This window comes from Burkholderia sp. D-99, assembly GCF_011605345.1.
In the GTDB taxonomy this organism is placed as follows: Bacteria; Pseudomonadota; Gammaproteobacteria; order Burkholderiales; family Burkholderiaceae; genus Burkholderia.
This window is the reverse complement of the sequence record NZ_JAAOXM010000016.1, coordinates 73,765-89,159: the sequence shown is the minus strand read 5'-3', so window position 1 is coordinate 89,159 and position 15,395 is coordinate 73,765. Positions and strand designations below refer to the sequence as shown.

At 66.5% G+C, this 15,395-nt stretch carries 19 protein-coding genes; 14 read left to right on the top strand and 5 right to left on the bottom strand.

All coding sequences use genetic code 11. The features are described 5' to 3' along the window. Positions 1–31 precede the first annotated feature (31 nt). Together HAV18_RS35435 and gpmA are read right to left on the bottom strand one after the other, a co-directional pair. Positions 32–1,573, bottom strand: coding sequence for a S41 family peptidase (locus HAV18_RS35435; RefSeq protein WP_166965130.1), 1,542 nt, complete (start codon positions 1,571–1,573; stop codon positions 32–34). A gap of 280 nt (positions 1,574–1,853) precedes the next feature. Further along, a complete protein-coding gene (gene gpmA, locus HAV18_RS35430) occupies positions 1,854–2,600 on the bottom strand; it encodes a 2,3-diphosphoglycerate-dependent phosphoglycerate mutase (RefSeq protein WP_021164239.1) in 747 nt (248 codons plus the stop codon). Between the two features lie 135 nt (positions 2,601–2,735). Between gpmA and HAV18_RS35425 the strand changes: the two genes are divergently transcribed. From HAV18_RS35425 to HAV18_RS35405, 5 genes are all read left to right on the top strand, one after another. Next, complete coding sequence (locus HAV18_RS35425; RefSeq protein ID WP_166965128.1) at positions 2,736–3,158, top strand: rhodanese-like domain-containing protein; 423 nt, start codon at positions 2,736–2,738, stop codon at positions 3,156–3,158. After that, complete coding sequence (gene grxC / locus HAV18_RS35420) at positions 3,155–3,415, top strand: glutaredoxin 3 (protein WP_039346228.1); 261 nt, start codon at positions 3,155–3,157, stop codon at positions 3,413–3,415. Before HAV18_RS35425 ends, grxC begins: the two co-directional genes overlap by 4 nt. A gap of 107 nt (positions 3,416–3,522) precedes the next feature. Beyond that, on the top strand, positions 3,523–4,005 hold the full coding sequence (gene secB / locus HAV18_RS35415) for a protein-export chaperone SecB (RefSeq protein WP_011353285.1): 483 nt from the start codon (positions 3,523–3,525) through the stop codon (positions 4,003–4,005). Between the two features lie 28 nt (positions 4,006–4,033). After that, complete coding sequence (locus HAV18_RS35410) at positions 4,034–5,032, top strand: NAD(P)H-dependent glycerol-3-phosphate dehydrogenase (protein ID WP_069257649.1); 999 nt, start codon at positions 4,034–4,036, stop codon at positions 5,030–5,032. Positions 5,033–5,124: 92 nt separating this feature from the next. Then, positions 5,125–5,649: an O-acetyl-ADP-ribose deacetylase gene (locus tag HAV18_RS35405; protein ID WP_166965126.1), complete on the top strand. Its 525-nt coding sequence runs from the start codon at positions 5,125–5,127 to the stop codon at positions 5,647–5,649. A gap of 34 nt (positions 5,650–5,683) precedes the next feature. On the opposite strand, the gene trmL is transcribed toward HAV18_RS35405, so the two are convergent. Together trmL and HAV18_RS35395 are read right to left on the bottom strand one after the other, a co-directional pair. Beyond that, a complete protein-coding gene (trmL, locus tag HAV18_RS35400) occupies positions 5,684–6,154 on the bottom strand; it encodes a tRNA (uridine(34)/cytosine(34)/5-carboxymethylaminomethyluridine(34)-2'-O)-methyltransferase TrmL (protein ID WP_166965124.1) in 471 nt (156 codons plus the stop codon). A gap of 105 nt (positions 6,155–6,259) precedes the next feature. Then, on the bottom strand, positions 6,260–7,063 hold the full coding sequence (locus tag HAV18_RS35395; RefSeq protein WP_166965122.1) for a ComF family protein: 804 nt from the start codon (positions 7,061–7,063) through the stop codon (positions 6,260–6,262). Between the two features lie 81 nt (positions 7,064–7,144). Here HAV18_RS35395 and HAV18_RS35390 point away from each other — a divergent pair, with 81 nt between their 5' ends. From HAV18_RS35390 to HAV18_RS35355, 8 genes are all read left to right on the top strand, one after another. Further along, positions 7,145–8,110, top strand: coding sequence for a methyltransferase domain-containing protein (locus tag HAV18_RS35390; RefSeq protein ID WP_166965120.1), 966 nt, complete (start codon positions 7,145–7,147; stop codon positions 8,108–8,110). A 195-nt stretch (positions 8,111–8,305) separates the two neighbouring features. Beyond that, positions 8,306–8,830 carry a DUF2244 domain-containing protein gene (locus HAV18_RS35385; RefSeq protein ID WP_046196288.1) on the top strand — a complete coding sequence of 175 codons (525 nt, stop codon included), beginning with the start codon at positions 8,306–8,308 and terminating at the stop codon, positions 8,828–8,830. A 57-nt stretch (positions 8,831–8,887) separates the two neighbouring features. Continuing rightward, a complete protein-coding gene (gene coxB / locus HAV18_RS35380) occupies positions 8,888–10,483 on the top strand; it encodes a cytochrome c oxidase subunit II (RefSeq protein ID WP_166965118.1) in 1,596 nt (531 codons plus the stop codon). 43 nt (positions 10,484–10,526) lie between these two features. Then, positions 10,527–12,134, top strand: coding sequence for a cytochrome c oxidase subunit I (gene ctaD / locus HAV18_RS35375; protein ID WP_031401318.1), 1,608 nt, complete (start codon positions 10,527–10,529; stop codon positions 12,132–12,134). A gap of 80 nt (positions 12,135–12,214) precedes the next feature. Next, positions 12,215–12,355, top strand: coding sequence for a cytochrome oxidase small assembly protein (locus HAV18_RS35370; protein WP_034179107.1), 141 nt, complete (start codon positions 12,215–12,217; stop codon positions 12,353–12,355). A gap of 35 nt (positions 12,356–12,390) precedes the next feature. After that, positions 12,391–12,999 carry a cytochrome c oxidase assembly protein gene (locus tag HAV18_RS35365; protein WP_011353276.1) on the top strand — a complete coding sequence of 203 codons (609 nt, stop codon included), beginning with the start codon at positions 12,391–12,393 and terminating at the stop codon, positions 12,997–12,999. Between the two features lie 16 nt (positions 13,000–13,015). Next, positions 13,016–13,216, top strand: coding sequence for a DUF2970 domain-containing protein (locus HAV18_RS35360; RefSeq protein WP_021163748.1), 201 nt, complete (start codon positions 13,016–13,018; stop codon positions 13,214–13,216). A 141-nt stretch (positions 13,217–13,357) separates the two neighbouring features. Beyond that, positions 13,358–14,215 carry a cytochrome c oxidase subunit 3 gene (locus HAV18_RS35355; protein ID WP_011353274.1) on the top strand — a complete coding sequence of 286 codons (858 nt, stop codon included), beginning with the start codon at positions 13,358–13,360 and terminating at the stop codon, positions 14,213–14,215. Between the two features lie 172 nt (positions 14,216–14,387). On the opposite strand, the gene HAV18_RS35350 is transcribed toward HAV18_RS35355, so the two are convergent. Continuing rightward, positions 14,388–14,597, bottom strand: a complete 210-nt coding sequence (locus HAV18_RS35350) for a twin transmembrane helix small protein (protein ID WP_011353273.1) — start codon at positions 14,595–14,597, stop codon at positions 14,388–14,390. 84 nt (positions 14,598–14,681) lie between these two features. Between HAV18_RS35350 and HAV18_RS35345 the strand changes: the two genes are divergently transcribed. Next, entirely contained in the window at positions 14,682–15,392 is a 711-nt protein-coding gene (locus HAV18_RS35345; protein ID WP_243771829.1) for an SURF1 family protein, read from the top strand. Positions 15,393–15,395 lie beyond the last annotated feature (3 nt).

The window sequence follows — 15,395 nt, the reverse complement described above, 5'->3', positions numbered from 1 at the left end:
CCGCGATGGCCCGTCGGATGCCGGCCGGCGCTTACTGCGGTGCCGACGCGGGCTTCGGTGCGGCGGCCTTCGCGCCCGACGCCTTCGCGGCGGACGTGGCCTTGCCGGCCGGGCTCTTCGTCGCGCTCTCGGCGAGCAACGACTTCGATTCCTGCACCGGTTTGCCTTCGAGCTTGTTGAGCGCCTGCTGCATCATGAAGTCGTCGGCGCTGCCGAACTCGATCGGCTTGCGATCGCGGTCCTTCTGGCGCTGCTCCGGCGTCTTCTTGTCGTTCTGCTCTTCGAGGATGCGCAGCTGATCCATCCGGCGCTGCTCGCGGTCTTCCTGTTCCTTCTTCTCGTTCGGGTCCTGCGTGTTCGCCAGGTGGTTCGAGTAGTCGACCTCGCGCGTCACGAGCACGTCGTCCGGATCGCCGTCCGCATACTGATCGACCGGCACGTCGGGCGTGATGCCCTTGTTCTGGATCGAACGGCCGCTCGGCGTGTAGTAGTACGCCGTGGTCAGGCGCAGCGCGGTATCGGCCGTCATCGGGCGAACCGTCTGCACCGAACCCTTGCCGAACGTCGTCTTGCCCATGATCTGCGCGCGCTTCGAATCCTGCAGCGCGCCGGCGACGATTTCCGACGCGGACGCCGAATAGGCGTTCGTCAGCACGATCATCGGCACGGTCTTGAAGACCGGCGGCAGGTTCTTCAGCGGATCGCCGTCGAAGGACGGCAGGCGATAGTTGTCGTACGTATCGCGGTAGACCTGCTTCGAATCGGGGATCTGGCCGTTGGTCGACACGACGACGGAGTCGGGCGGCAGGAACGCGCCGGCGACGCCGACCGCGCTCTGCAGCAGGCCGCCGCCGTTGTTGCGCAGGTCGAGGACGAGGCCCTTCAGGTTCGGCTGCTGGCGTGCGATGTCCTGCAGCTTCTGCGCGAGATCGGGCGTCGTGCGCTCCTGGAAGCTCGTGATGCGGACATACGCATAGCCCGGATCGAGGATCTTCATCTTCACGCTCTGGACCTTGATGATCGCGCGCGTGACCGTGACCGGGAACGTGCGGTCGTCGCTCTTGCGGAAGATCGTCAGCGTGACCTTGGTGCCCGGCTCGCCGCGCATCTGCTTCACGGCCTTGTCGAGCGTCATGCCGCGCACCGGCTTGTCGTTGATGCGCGTGATCAGGTCGCCCGGACGGATGCCGGCGCGGAACGCGGGCGTATCTTCGATCGGCGAGATCACCTTGACGAGGCCGTCTTCCTGCGAGATCTCGATGCCGAGACCCGCGAAGCGGCCCTTCGTCTGCTCCTGCAGCTCGTCATAGTCGGTCTTGTCGAGGAACGACGAATGCGGGTCGAGGCTCGACACCATGCCCTTGATCGCGGCCGTCAGCAGCTTCTTGTCGTCGACCGGTTCGACGTACTCGCGCTTGATCTGTCCGAAGACTTCCGCGAACAGGCGGAGCTGGTCGAGGGGAAGCGGCGCCGTGGCGGTCTGCTCGGCCGATGCGGAAACCTGCAGCGTGGCGAACACGCCCGTGGCGAGGCCCGCGGCAATCAGGCCGATGTTCTTCAATTTCATTCGCATAGAGATCTGGTGCGGTCGGGAAGCGCGTGGCGGTAGCGGGGATGTAGCGGACAAGTATAACTGTTCGTCCGATAACTCAGTGGAACGGCGCGAAAAGCGTCGAAAAGGGCCCCGGGGAAGGCCCGGCGGGGCACCGCCGGACGCGCTGCGGGTTCGAAAGCGGATTCGACAGCGTCGGGCGCGCGAAGGTTCGCGCGGTACGCCGGGCGAGGGCCGGGGCCGGGCATGCCGCGCCGGACGCGGCTCACCCAGCCTGCCCGGCTCACCCGGCCGACGGGCGTCAGCCCGCCTTGCCCTGCTTCGCGACGGCGGCCTGCGCCTGCGCGATCGCGTCCTGGTCGCCGAGGTAGTAGTGCTTGATCGGCTTCAGGTTCTCGTCGAGCTCATACACGAGCGGCACGCCGTTCGGGATGTTCAGGCCGACGATGTCGCTGTCCGAGATGCCGTCGAGGTACTTGATCAGCGCGCGCAGCGAGTTGCCGTGCGCGGCGATCAGCACCTGCTTGCCGGCGCGGACCGCCGGGGCGATCGACTCGTTCCACAGCGGCAGCACGCGCGCGACCGTGTCCTTCAGGCACTCGGTGAGCGGCAGCTGCTCGCGCGGCACCTTCGCGTAGCGCGGGTCGTTGAACGGCGCGCGTTCGTCGGTCGGCTCGAGCGCGGGCGGCGGCGTGTCGTAGCTGCGGCGCCACACGAGCACCTGGTCGTCACCGAACTTCGCGGCCGTTTCCGCCTTGTTCAGGCCCGACAGCGCGCCGTAGTGGCGCTCGTTCAGGCGCCACGAGTGGACGACCGGCAGGTACATGAGGTCCATCCGGTCCTGCACGTGCCACAGCGTGCGGATCGCGCGCTTGAGTACCGACGTGTACGCGATGTCGAACGTGTAGCCGGCCTCCTTGAGCAATTCGCCGGCCTGGTAGGCCTCGTTGCGACCCTGTTCGGTCAGGTCGACGTCGACCCAGCCGGTGAAGCGGTTTTCCTTGTTCCACGTCGATTCGCCGTGGCGGATGAGAACGAGTTTGTACATGGATCTTGCGGTCGGTAGTGAAGGAAGCTGTGGCGCGTCGCGCAGGACCCGACCCGGGCCCGCCATCGCGCAAGACGGTTATTTTATAATGGCGGGATTGTCCTCATCCGATTTCTCTTTTTCCGGCGGAATTCCGTGACGTTCTTTACCGATTACACCAACCTGGCCCTTATCGCGATCCTGGTGGTATCCGGCGGCCTGCTGGCCTGGCCCGTACTGCGCCGCGGCCGCGGCGGCCTGTCGGCCGCAGAGGCGACGCAACTCATCAACCGCCGCAACGCGGTCGTGATCGACGTGCGCGCCGCGTCCGATTTCGCTGCCGGCCACCTGCCGTCGGCACGTCAGGTCGCGGCGGGCGAGATCGGCGCGAAGATCGCGCAGGTCGCGAAGAACAAGAGCACGCCGGTGCTGCTCGTCTGCCAGAACGGCCAGCAGTCGCAGAAGGCGGCGCGCGAGGTCGAGGCGGCGGGCTACGCCGAGGTGCACGTGCTCGAGGGCGGCGTGGCCGCCTGGCAGCAGGCCGGGATGCCGGTCGTCAAACAAGGAGTGGCGAAGTGAACAAGGTTTTGATGTACAGCACGCAGGTGTGTCCGTATTGCATCCAGGCCGAGCGCCTGCTGAAGCTGCGCGGCGTCGAGCAGATCGAGAAGGTGCTGATCGACCGCGATCCGGCCCGCCGCGACGAAATGATGACGCGCACGGGGCGCCGCACGGTGCCGCAGATCTATATCGGCGACACGCACGTCGGCGGCTACGACGATCTGTCGAAGCTCGACCGCGAAGGCGGCCTCGTACCGCTTCTGCAAGCGGCCTGATTAGGGCAGAATGGCCGCCGGCCGCGCTGCGGCTCGAGCGCGCAGGATTCATCCGTGGCGGCCGGCGAGAAGCCGGGCCGCTCCGTCACCACTTTTAGGGAAACACCATGTCCGACGTCGAAAATCAACCGTTCTTCAACATCCAGCGCGTCTACCTGAAGGATATGTCGCTCGAGCAGCCGAATTCGCCGGCGATCTTCCTCGAGCAGGACATGCCGTCGGTTGAAGTCGAAGTCGACGTCAAGGCCGACCGCCTCGCGGAAAGCGTGTTCGAAGTCGTCGTGTCGGGCACCGTCACCGCGAAGGTGAAGGACAAGGTCGCGTTCCTGATCGAAGCGAAGCAGGCCGGCATTTTCGACATTCGCAACATTCCGGACGAGCAGCTCGACCCGCTCGTCGGCATCGCGTGCCCGACGATCCTGTTTCCGTACCTGCGTTCGAACATCGCCGACGCGATCACGCGCGCGGGCTTCCCGCCGATCCACCTGGCGGAAATCAACTTCCAGGCGCTGTACGAACAGCGTCTCGCGCAGCTTCAGCAGCAGGCCGGTGCCGCAGCAGGCGCGCCGAACGGCACGACGCTGAACTGACGTTTTACTCGGAGGACCGGTGCTGGGTATGAAAGTAGCCGTTCTCGGCGCCGGTGCCTGGGGCACCGCGCTCGCGGGCCATCTGGCCGCGCGGCACGATACGCTTCTGTGGGCGCGCGACGCCGCGCTCATCGCCGGGCTGCAGGCCCGGCACGAAAATTCCCGTTATCTGGACGGCATCGCGCTGCCTGACGCATTGCGCTACGACGCCGATCTCGGCGCCGCGCTCGCGCATGGCGCCGCGGACGACGCACTGTGCGTGATCGCCGCGCCGGTGGCCGGGCTGCGCACGCTGTGCCATGCGATGCGCGATGCGGGCTGTGTGCCCGCGCACGTCGTCTGGGTCTGCAAGGGCTTCGAGGCCGACACGCATCTGCTGCCGCATCAGGTGATCGCGGCCGAGCTGCCCGAACAGCAGAGCAACGGCGTGCTGTCGGGGCCGAGCTTCGCGCGCGAGGTCGGGCAGTCGCTGCCCGTCGCGCTGACGGTGGCGAGCGCGTCCGCCGAATGCCGCGAGCGCACGCTCGCCGCATTCCATCACGGTGCGATGCGGATCTATACAGGCGACGACGTGGTCGGTGTCGAGGTCGGCGGCGCGGTGAAGAACGTGCTCGCGATCGCGACCGGCATCGCCGACGGCCTTGGCCTCGGGCTGAACGCGCGCGCCGCGCTGATTACGCGCGGCCTCGCCGAAATGTCGCGGCTGGGCGTCGCGCTCGGCGGCCGTGCGGAAACCTTCACGGGCCTGACGGGCCTCGGCGACCTGATCCTCACCGCAACGGGCGACCTGTCGCGCAACCGCACGGTCGGCCTGCAACTGGCGGCCGGCCGCACGCTGAACGATATCCTCGGCGCGCTCGGCCACGTGGCCGAAGGCGTGCGCTGTGCGCAGGCCGTGCTGGCCATCGCGCGCGCGCAGTCGATCGAAATGCCGATCACCGAAGCCGTGTGCGGCGTGCTGTTCGACGGTATCGCGCCGCGCGACGCCGTCAGCGGCCTGCTGCGGCGCGACGCACGCGCCGAGTAGCGCGAACCGGCGCTGCCCGGTGCGGTTGCGCCGGGCGCGCGGCGCCAAAGCGGACTACGCTTGAACAGTCTCCGGCGTTCCGGGAGGTTGTCATGCTGCAGATCCATTCCACCACGCTCGATGCGCAGGTCGTCGACATCACGACGCTCGATGTCGATGCGATCGTCAACGCCGCGAACGGCTCGCTGCTCGGCGGGGGCGGCGTCGACGGCGCGATCCACCGCGCGGCCGGCCCCGGCCTGCTCGCCGAGTGCCGCACACTCGGCGGCTGCGAGACGGGCGACGCCAAGCTCACGCGCGGCCATGGGCTGCCGGCGCGCTACGTGATCCATGCGGTCGGGCCCGTGTGGCACGGCGGCGGGCGCGGCGAGGCCGACCTGCTCGCGTCGTGTTACCGGCGTGCGATCGAGCTGGCCGAGGAGGTCGCGGCGACGTCGATCGCGTTCCCGGCGATCAGCTGCGGAATCTATCGTTATCCGGCTGAAGAGGCCGTCGACATCGCCGTGGGCACCGTCGCCGAAATGCTGCCGCAGGCGCCGAACCTCGCACGCGTGGTGTTCGCGTGCTTTTCCCCCGACATCTACGACCTGTATCGCGCGCGGCTCGCGCGGGCGTGACGCATCCCGCAGTGCGGGATGCGCAGTGCGAGTGTCATGCGCCGCCTTCGAAGCCGGCCTGGCGCCACGCCTCGAACACGACCACCGCGACCGTGTTCGACAGGTTCAGGCTGCGGTTGTCCGGCCGCATCGGCAGGCGCACGCGCTGTTCGTTCGGGAAGCGCTCGAGCAGTTCGGCGGGCAGGCCGCGCGTTTCCGAGCCGAACACGAACCAGTCGCCGGGCAGGAACGCATGATCGTGGAAGCGGCCCGAGCCGCGCGTCGTGAACGCGAACATCCGCGCCGGATCCGGTGTTTCCGCCGCGAGGAACGCGTCCCAGTCGCGGTGTACGCGCATCTGCGCGTACTCGTGATAGTCGAGGCCCGCGCGGCGCATCCGCGCGTCGTCGAGCGGGAAGCCGAGCGGCTCGATCAGGTGCAGGTGCGCGCCCGTGTTGGCACACAGGCGGATCACATTGCCGGTGTTCGGCGGGATTTCGGGGGCGACGAGGACGACGTTGAACATGTTTCGGTTTGGCTGGGCCGGCCGGGGCGGCGCTACACGCGCGTTCCCGGCCGGCCGGTTCGGGGCGGCCGCCGCCGTGTCCGGTCGGTCGGCCTCTCTATCTAATTAATCCCTGGCGGTGCGCAGCGCAACCAGATTCGTCACGCGTGCGGCGCCGGCCGCCTTCAGCGCGTGCGCGGCGGCCGCGAGTGTCGCGCCGGACGTCATCACGTCGTCGACGAGCGCGACGTGGCGGCCGGCGACGCCACCGGCCACCGCGAATGCCGCCATCACGTTGTCGCGCCGCGCATGCCGGTCGAGCCGCGACTGCGGCGCGGTGTCGGCGACGCGCGCGAGCAGCGCCGCATCCGCGCGCACGCCGAGCCGCCGCGCGAGCGGGCGCGCGATCGCCCACGCCTGGTTGTAGCCGCGCGCGACGAGCCGCCGGTGCGACAACGGCACCGGCGCCACCAGGTCGAAGCCGCTGACACCGGGCGTATCGTCGATCAGCCGCGCGAGCCGCGCCGCGAATTCGGCGCCGAGCGCGAGCTGCCGGTGAAACTTCAGGCCGCGCGCGAGCCCGTCGAGCGGCGCGCGGTAATCCGCCAGCGCGAGCGTCGCATCGAACGGCGGCGGCGCCGTGCGGCACGCGTCGCAACGGTACGCGGCCGCGCGGCCGGCGCCGGCGTGAGCGCCGCGGGGCCGGTGCGAACGCGGTTGACCGACGCCCAGCGGCATGGCGCAGACGTCGCAGCGCAGCCGCGCTTCGTTCCAGTACGCGACGTCGCAGGCGCCGCAAATCATGATGTGTGACAAATTGCCGCACAGTGCGCAGCGATTCGGCAGCGCGAGCGCGGCGACGCGCGCTGTCAGCGCGCGAACCTGCGACAAAGCGACGCGCATCGTGCGTCGGGCGGAACTGCGGATCATCGCAACACTCCTGACACCCCGCCTCAATGAAGCCTGCGGGGCGAGCGAGTATACTTCGGGCTCTTCGCCAGTGTGCCCGACATGTCCCCAGCTTCGACTTCAACCGGCCGTCCGGCCAATGACGCAAGGCGCCTGCGGCGGATCTTCGACCGCCGTGCCGCCACGTTCGACGCGGTCGCGTTCCTGCCGCGCGAGATCGCGCAGCGCATGAACGAGCGTCTCGAATACATCAAGGTAAGCCCCGCGGCCGTGCTGGACGCGGGCTGCGGCCCGGGGGACGACCTGCCGGCGCTGCGCGCACGCTTTCCGGAGGCACCCGTATTCGGTGTCGACCTGTCCGGCGCGATGCTCGCGCGGGCCGGTCAGCGCGAGGTCGAGCAGACGAGCTGGCGCCGCTGGCTGCCGGCCTCGCTCGGTCGTGCGCTGGGCCAGCGCGGCCCCCGCGTCGCCCAGGCCGATTTCGCCGCGCTGCCGTTCCCGGGCGGCGCGTTCGACCTGATCTGGTCGAATCTCGCCCTCCACTGGCATTCGCGCCCGGACGCGGTGCTGCCCGAATGGCAGCGCGTGCTGCGCGTGAACGGGCTGTTGATGTTCAGCACGCTTGGCCCCGACACGCTGCGCGAACTGCGCGCAGCCTGCGCGGACGCCGAAGCGGCGCTCGGCATCGCGCCGCCCGCCGCGCGCGTGATCGATTTCGTCGACATGCACGACCTCGGCGACATGCTCGTCGAGAGCGGCTTCGAGATTCCCGTGATGGATCAGGAAGTGCTGACCGTCACCTACAAAACCCCCGACTCCCTGCTGGCCGACGTGCGCCGCTGGGGCGCCTATCCGTTCGAGCGCGAGGCGCCGCAGCGCGCGACACGGCGCTTTCGCGCAGCGCTCGGCGATGCGCTGGAGGCGCGCCGGCGCGCGGACGGCACGATTGCCCTGACGTTCGAAGTGATCTACGGCCACGCGTGGAAGGCCGTGCCGCGCACGACCGCCGAAGGGCACGGGATCGTGCGCATCGAGGACATCGGCAAGGGGCGTCCGAAGAATCGGTAGAGCGGTAAAGAGGGGTTTTGTTATGTCTGAAATTAGCAGCGCAAAGCAGGGTCGAATTGGCGCCTGAAATGGCCGGAAAGCTTGTCGCGCTTGGCTCGCGGGCCGATAGTCGCTTGCTTGTGGATGCCATTGAACCCGCCTATAATGCGTCAGCTTGTCGTCCCGGGGTCCCCGCAATACGGGGCGACGAGTCCGATGCAGGCATGCATCGCATGCCATTCGCGTGAGGCGGCGATGGAAGCAGCGAGGGTTTTGGCGGAGACGACGAACGGTGAGCCGGTCCTCGAAGACTGGCTGATGAAACGCAACTGTTCGGCGTCACCGCGCCAGTTCGTGCTGTTTTACGCGTCGCTCGCGGGTTTCTCGCTGGTGATCGCGACATTGCTGATGTGGCAGGGGGCCTGGCTCGTCATGCCCTTCACCGGAATCGAGTTGCTGGCGGTGGGTGTCGCATTTGCGATCTATGCTCGCCATGCGGTCGATTACGAACGCATCAGGCTGTATCCGCACCGGCTCGTGATCGAGCGGATGGATGCGGAGCGGCTCACGCAGATCGAATTCAACCCGCGCTGGGTGCGGGTCGAGCCGGGTGCGACGCCACGCGATCCGATTCGGCTGGTATCGCGCGGGCAGACCGTCGTAATCGGTCAGCATCTCGCGCAGTACAAGCGTGCGCAGTTCGCCGACGAACTGCGCGTGTCGCTCAGGCGCTGCGGCTGACGAGGCGCGGGCACCGGCCGCATGGCGGACGGTGACTTGCGACGGGGGAGGGTTTGAATGGAAATTTTGGGTAAGGATGCTATGAAAACAATCAAGCGAGCCCTCACGGGCGTGCTGGCATGCAGCGGATTGCTCTTTGCCGGTGCCGCCCTGGCGGTCGGTGATAGCCCGGGCGGCCCCCGCGTCAACGAGATCAACTTTCAGCCGCCGGTCACGAAAATCGCCGAGGAGCTCTACGATCTCCACACGATGATGCTGATCCTGTGTACGGTGATCTTCGTCGGCGTGTTCGGCGTGATGTTCTATTCGATCTTCGCGCACCGCAAATCCAAAGGCCACAAGGCCGCCAATTTCCATGAAAGCACGACCGTCGAGATCATCTGGACGATCGTGCCGTTCGTCATCGTCGTGCTGATGGCGCTGCCGGCCACGAAGGCCGTCGTCGCGATGAAGGACACGACCAACGCCGATCTCACGATCAAGGTCACCGGCTACCAGTGGAAGTGGGGCTACGACTACGTGAAGGGCCCGGGCGAGGGCATCGGCTTCCTGTCGACGCTGAGCACCCCGCGTGACGAAGTGATGGGCAAGAAGCCGATCACCGACACCTATCTGCAGGAAGTCGACAACCCGCTCGTCGTGCCGGTCAACAAGAAGATCCGCATCATCACGACCGCGAACGACGTCGTCCACTCGTGGTACGTGCCCGCGTTCGGCGTGAAGCAGGATGCGATCCCCGGCTTCGTGCGCGACACGTGGTTCAAGGCCGACAAGGTCGGTACGTTCCGCGGTTTCTGTACCGAGCTGTGCGGCAAGGAGCACGCGTACATGCCGGTCGTCGTCGAAGTCCTGTCGGACGACGACTACGCGAAGTGGGTCACCGCGCAGAAGGCCAAGCTGGCCAGCGCCGCAGTCGATCCGAACAAGGTCTACACGATGGCTGAACTCGTCGCGCACGGCGAGGAAGTCTACAAGGCGAACTGCGCGGCCTGCCACCAGGTGAGCGGCAAGGGCCTCGGCGCCTTCCCGGCCATGGACGGCAGCCCGATCGTGAACGGCCCGATCGCCGGCCACGTCGAGCGCGTGCTGCACGGCAAGGGCGCGATGCCGTCGTGGGCCTCGCTGTCGGATCTCGACATCGCATCGGTCATCACGTACGAACGCAATTCGTGGGGCAACCACAAGAACGACCTGCTGCAGCCGAAGCAAGTGGCCGACGCGCGTAACGGCAAGATGCCGGAAGACACGGCAGGCGCAGCGGCATCGGCCGAAGCGGCCTCGGCACCGGCGCAAGCCGCGTCGGGCGCAGCCGAGCAACCGGCGGCAGCGTCGGCATCGGCCGCACTGTCGACCATCTACTTCGAGACGGGCAAGAGCGAGCTGCCGGCCGACGCGAAAGCGGCGATCGCCGCCGCGGCCGACTATGCGAAGGCACATCCGGACGCGAAGCTCGCGCTGTCGGGCTTTACCGACAAGACGGGCTCGGCCGACGCGAACGCCGAACTGGCGAAGCATCGCGCACAGGCCGTGCGCGACGCGCTGAAGGCAGCAGGCGTGGCGGAAGACCACATTATTCTCAAAAAGCCGGAAACGATCTCGGGCGGGGCTGACGCGAAGGAAGCCCGGCGTGTCGAGATCGGGCCGGCGGCTTGACGTGTCGCTGAGTTAGTCGACGTATTCGCATTAGGAGATTCTCATGTCTAGCATCGGGCACGACGTAGCCGCGGACCACGCGCACGACGACCACGCGCACGAAATGCCGCACGGCTGGCGGCGCTGGCTGTTCGCCACCAACCACAAGGACATCGGTACGCTGTACCTGTTGTTCTCGTTCATCATGTTCCTGTCGGGCGGCGTCATGGCGCTCGCGATCCGGGCCGAGCTGTTCGAGCCGGGCCTGCAGATCATGCGTCCGGAGTTCTTCAACGAACTCACGACGATGCACGGCCTGATCATGGTGTTCGGCGCGATCATGCCGGCGTTCGTCGGTTTCGCGAACTGGATGATTCCGCTGCAGATCGGCGCGTCCGACATGGCGTTCGCGCGGATGAACAACTTCAGCTTCTGGCTGCTGCCGGTCGCGGCCGTGCTGCTGGTCGGTTCGTTCTTCGCGCCGGGTGGCGCGACGGCTGCCGGCTGGACGCTCTACGCGCCGCTGTCGACGCAGATGGGCCCGGGCATGGACTTCGCGATCTTCGCGGTCCACATCATGGGCGCATCGTCGATCATGGGCGGGATCAACATCGTCGTGACGATCCTGAACATGCGCGCACCGGGCATGACGCTGATGAAGATGCCGATGTTCGCATGGACGTGGCTGATCACGGCGTACCTGCTGATCGCGGTGATGCCGGTTCTGGCAGGCGCGATCACGATGGTGCTGTTCGACCGCCACTTCGGCACGTCGTTCTTCAACGCGGCAGGCGGCGGCGACCCGGTGATGTACCAGCACATCTTCTGGTTCTTCGGCCACCCCGAGGTGTACATCATGATTCTGCCGGCGTTCGGGATCGTGTCGCAGGTGATCCCGGCGTTCGCACGCAAGACGCTGTTCGGCTATAGCTCGATGGTGTATGCGACGGCTTCGATCGCAATCCTGTCGTTCATGGTCTGGGCGCACCACATGTTCGCGACGGGCATGCCGGTCACCGGCCAGCTGTTCTTCATGTACGCGACGATGCTGATCGCGGTGCCGACGGGCGTGAAGGTGTTCAACTGGCTCGCGACGATGTGGCGCGGCTCGATGACGTTCGAAACCCCGATGCTGTTCGCGATCGGCTTCCTGTTCGTGTTCACGTTCGGCGGCCTCACGGGCCTGATGCTCGCGATGGCGCCGCTCGACATCCAGTATCACGGTACCTACTTCGTGGTGGCGCACTTCCACTACGTGCTGGTGGCCGGCTCATTGTTCGCGCTGTTCTCGGGCTGGTACTACTGGGCACCGAAGTGGACGGGCTGGATGTACAACGAGACGCGCGGCAAGATCCACTTCTGGGCGTCGATGATCTTCTTCAACCTGACGTTCTTCCCGATGCACTTCGTCGGCCTCGCAGGCATGCCGCGTCGTTATGCGGACTACCCGGCGCAGTTCACGGACTTCAACCAGGTCGCGACGATCGGCGCATTCGGCTTCGGCCTCGCGCAGGTGTACTTCCTGTTCGCAGTCGCGCTGCCGGCCTACCGTGGCGGCGGCGAGCTGGAAAAGGCGTCGGACAAGCCGTGGGATGGCGCGACGGGCCTCGAGTGGACGGTGCCGAGCCCGGCTCCCTTCCACACGTTCGAGCAACCGCCGCACGTCGAATAAGTTTTACCCAGCGTTCCGCCGCTGCCTGCCGCGCAGGCAGGCGCGGCGGGCGCGGAATTGAAATTTCAGCGAAGTTTCAGATGACCCGGAATCCACAAGAAAGACGAACGCCCGAGCAGATCCGCGCGGGCAACAAGCGGCTCGGCCTCATCCTGCTCGTCATCGCCGCCGTTTTTTTTGTGGGTGTCGTGATCAAGCAGTGGTGGCTGTCCACTCACTGATGCAGCAACAGACGCAGTAGCGAGGAAGTTGTCGTATGTCGAAGCCGGAAGAGGGCGCCGTCGATCGCGCATTCAATCGTTCGATGCTGGTGAAGCTCTTCGTCGTGGCCGGGCTGATGTTCGGTTTCGGCTTCGCGCTGATCCCGATGTATCGGGCGATCTGCCAGATCACCGGCATCAACAACCTGGTGCAGCGCGACGTCAGCGAGCGCGAGGTGAAGAACTCGCAGGTCGACACCAGCCGCACGGTGTCGGTCGAGTTCGATGCGAACGCGCGCGGGCCGCTCGGGTTCAAGCCGGAGCACAACAGTCTCGACGTGCATCCGGGTGAGCTGACGACGATCGTGTACGACGTGACGAACGGGCAGGGCAGGCCGGTCGTTGCACAGGCGATTCCGAGCTACGCGCCGAAGCAGGCGACGGAGTTCTTCAAGAAGATCGAGTGCTTTTGCTTTACGCAGCAGACGCTGGCCGCGAACGAATCGCGCAAGATGCCGGTGGTGTTCGTGATCGATCCGAAACTGCCGAAGGACGTGAAGACGATCACGCTGTCGTACACGTTCTTCGAGCTGAATACGCCGGCCACGCCGGCGCCGGCGCCGGGCAAGACCGCGGCGCAGGGCGCGGCGAAGCCGGACGCATGACAACGGAGGCGGGGCGATGACGGAGGTCAAGCGGGGCGGGTCGTTCGGCCAGGCGCTGAAAGCCGTGCTGTGGTCGTTCTTCGGGGTGCGCAAGCGGCGCGACCTGGAGGCCGACGCGACGCAGCTCAATCCGCTGCACGTGCTGATCGTCGCGTTGTTGGCGGCCGGTGTGTTCATCGGCGTGCTGATCCTGATCGTGCGTGCCGTCGTGGGCTGAAGCCCGCGGCCACGAAAGAAGAATGCAGTGCGCGGTGCCACGGCGCCGCGTGCAGGAAGGAGCGGTGGTGGTCACGCCGCGCAAGAAATAAAGCCGGAGCGGTTTCCGGTACACAAATTGGACTGAAGTGGAGAATCAAGCATGAGCGGTCAAAACCAGACCCCGTACTATTTCGTGCCGCATCCGTCGCAGCATCCGATCAGCGCGGCCATCGGCCTGCTGGTCATGCTCGGATCGACAGCGCTGTGGATCAACGGTCACGACTGGGCGCCGTTTACGGCGCTGCTCGGCCTGCTTTGGTTGCTCTTCACGCTGTATCACTGGTTCGGCGACGCGATCGCCGAATCGGAAGGCGGTCATTACGGCAAGAACGTCGACAAGTCGTACCGCTGGAGCATGAGCTGGTTCATCTTCTCGGAAGTGATGTTCTTCGGTGCGTTCTTCGGCGCGCTGTTCTATGCACGTGAAATCGCGCTGCACCAGCTCGGCAGCCTCGACTACAAGCTGATCTGGCCGGATTTCTCCGCCGTGTGGCCGAACGAAGGCCCCGCCGCGCTCGCCGGTCACTTCAAGACGATGGGCCCGTGGCCGATCCCGACGCTGAACACCGCATTCCTGCTGTCGTCGGGCGTGACGCTGACGATCTCGCACCACGCACTGCGTGACGATCATCGCAAGAAGGCGATCGCATGGCTGGCCGCGACGCTCGCGTTCGGTATCTGCTTCCTGTTCCTGCAGGGCTTCGAGTACTACCACGCGTACAACGAACTGAACCTGACGCTGAACTCGGGCGTGTACGGTTCGACGTTCTTCCTGCTGACCGGCTTCCACGGCTTCCACGTGTTCCTCGGCGGCACGATGCTCGCGGTGGTGCTGGTGCGGATGATCCGCGGCCACTTCAAGCCCGATCACCACTTCGCATTCGAAGGTGCCGCGTGGTACTGGCACTTCGTCGACGTCGTCTGGCTCGGCCTGTACGTCGTCGTCTACTGGCTGTAAATGGAACAACGGCCCGCGCAGCAATGCGCGGGCCGTTTTCATTGGGGGCGGCCGGGCAGCGTGACTACCGGCCTTCACCACCCTGGCGCCGCCGCGACTCAGTCAGGCGGCGCTTTTGCTTGGTGGCACGGCCGTGCGGCGAAATGTCACAGCGGCCGTGGCGGCAAACGGATCAACGTCCGATCGGCAGGCCGGTCGAATGGATCCAGCCCATCCAGTTCGCGATCAGGATGAGCAGGAACAGCGACACCGACAGCCCGACGCGGGTGGCGAGCGACCAGACCATGCGTTTCGTGTGGCCGCGGTCGTGCATCATGAAGTAGAGCGCCGAGCCCATGCTGGCAATGATGAGGACGAAGGCGATGGGAACGAGTATGTGCATGACACGAACCGGACGACGGCAATTCGAAAGGAAGAGGATAATTATCGCACTTCGCTTTCCGGCACGTGCCGGGCGGGCCGCATGATGAAGATTCGCTGGCTGCCTGCGCTGCTGATTCTCGTCGTCGTCGCGGTCACGATCCGTCTCGGTTTCTGGCAGCGCGACCGTGCGCACCAGAAGGAAGCGCTGCAGGCGAGTATCGAACGCTACGAGCAGGCGGTGCCCGTCGACGTCGGCGCGCAGCCGATGCCGCTCGCGTCGATCGAGTTTCATCGCGTGCGGGCCAAGGGCCAATTTCTGCCCGAGCAGGCGGTGTTCCTCGACAATCGGCCGTATAACGACCAGCCGGGTTTTTACGTCGTGATGCCGTTTAAACTCACGGGCGGCGGCGTCGTGCTCGTGAACCGCGGCTGGCTGCCGCGCAATATCTCCGATCGCACGGCGATCGAGCCGTTCGCGACGCCGGCGGGCGATGTCGAGATCGTCGGCATTGCGCGCGCCGACGCGTCGCGTGCGTTCGAGCTCGGCGAAGGCGGGTCGGCGGCGCACCAGAAGATCCGGCAGAACCTGGACGTCGCCGCGTATGCGAAGGAAACCGGGCTGGCGCTGCAGCCGTTCGTGATCCAGCAGACGAGCGACGACGGCGACAAGCTCGTGCGCGACTGGCCGGCGGCGACGACCGGCGTCGAGCGCAATTACGGTTACATGTTTCAGTGGTGGGCGATGGCGGCGGCCGCGCTCGGCTTCGGCCTGTACGCCGCGCGGCGTGCGGCGAAGAAGTCGGCCGGCGCGTGAGCG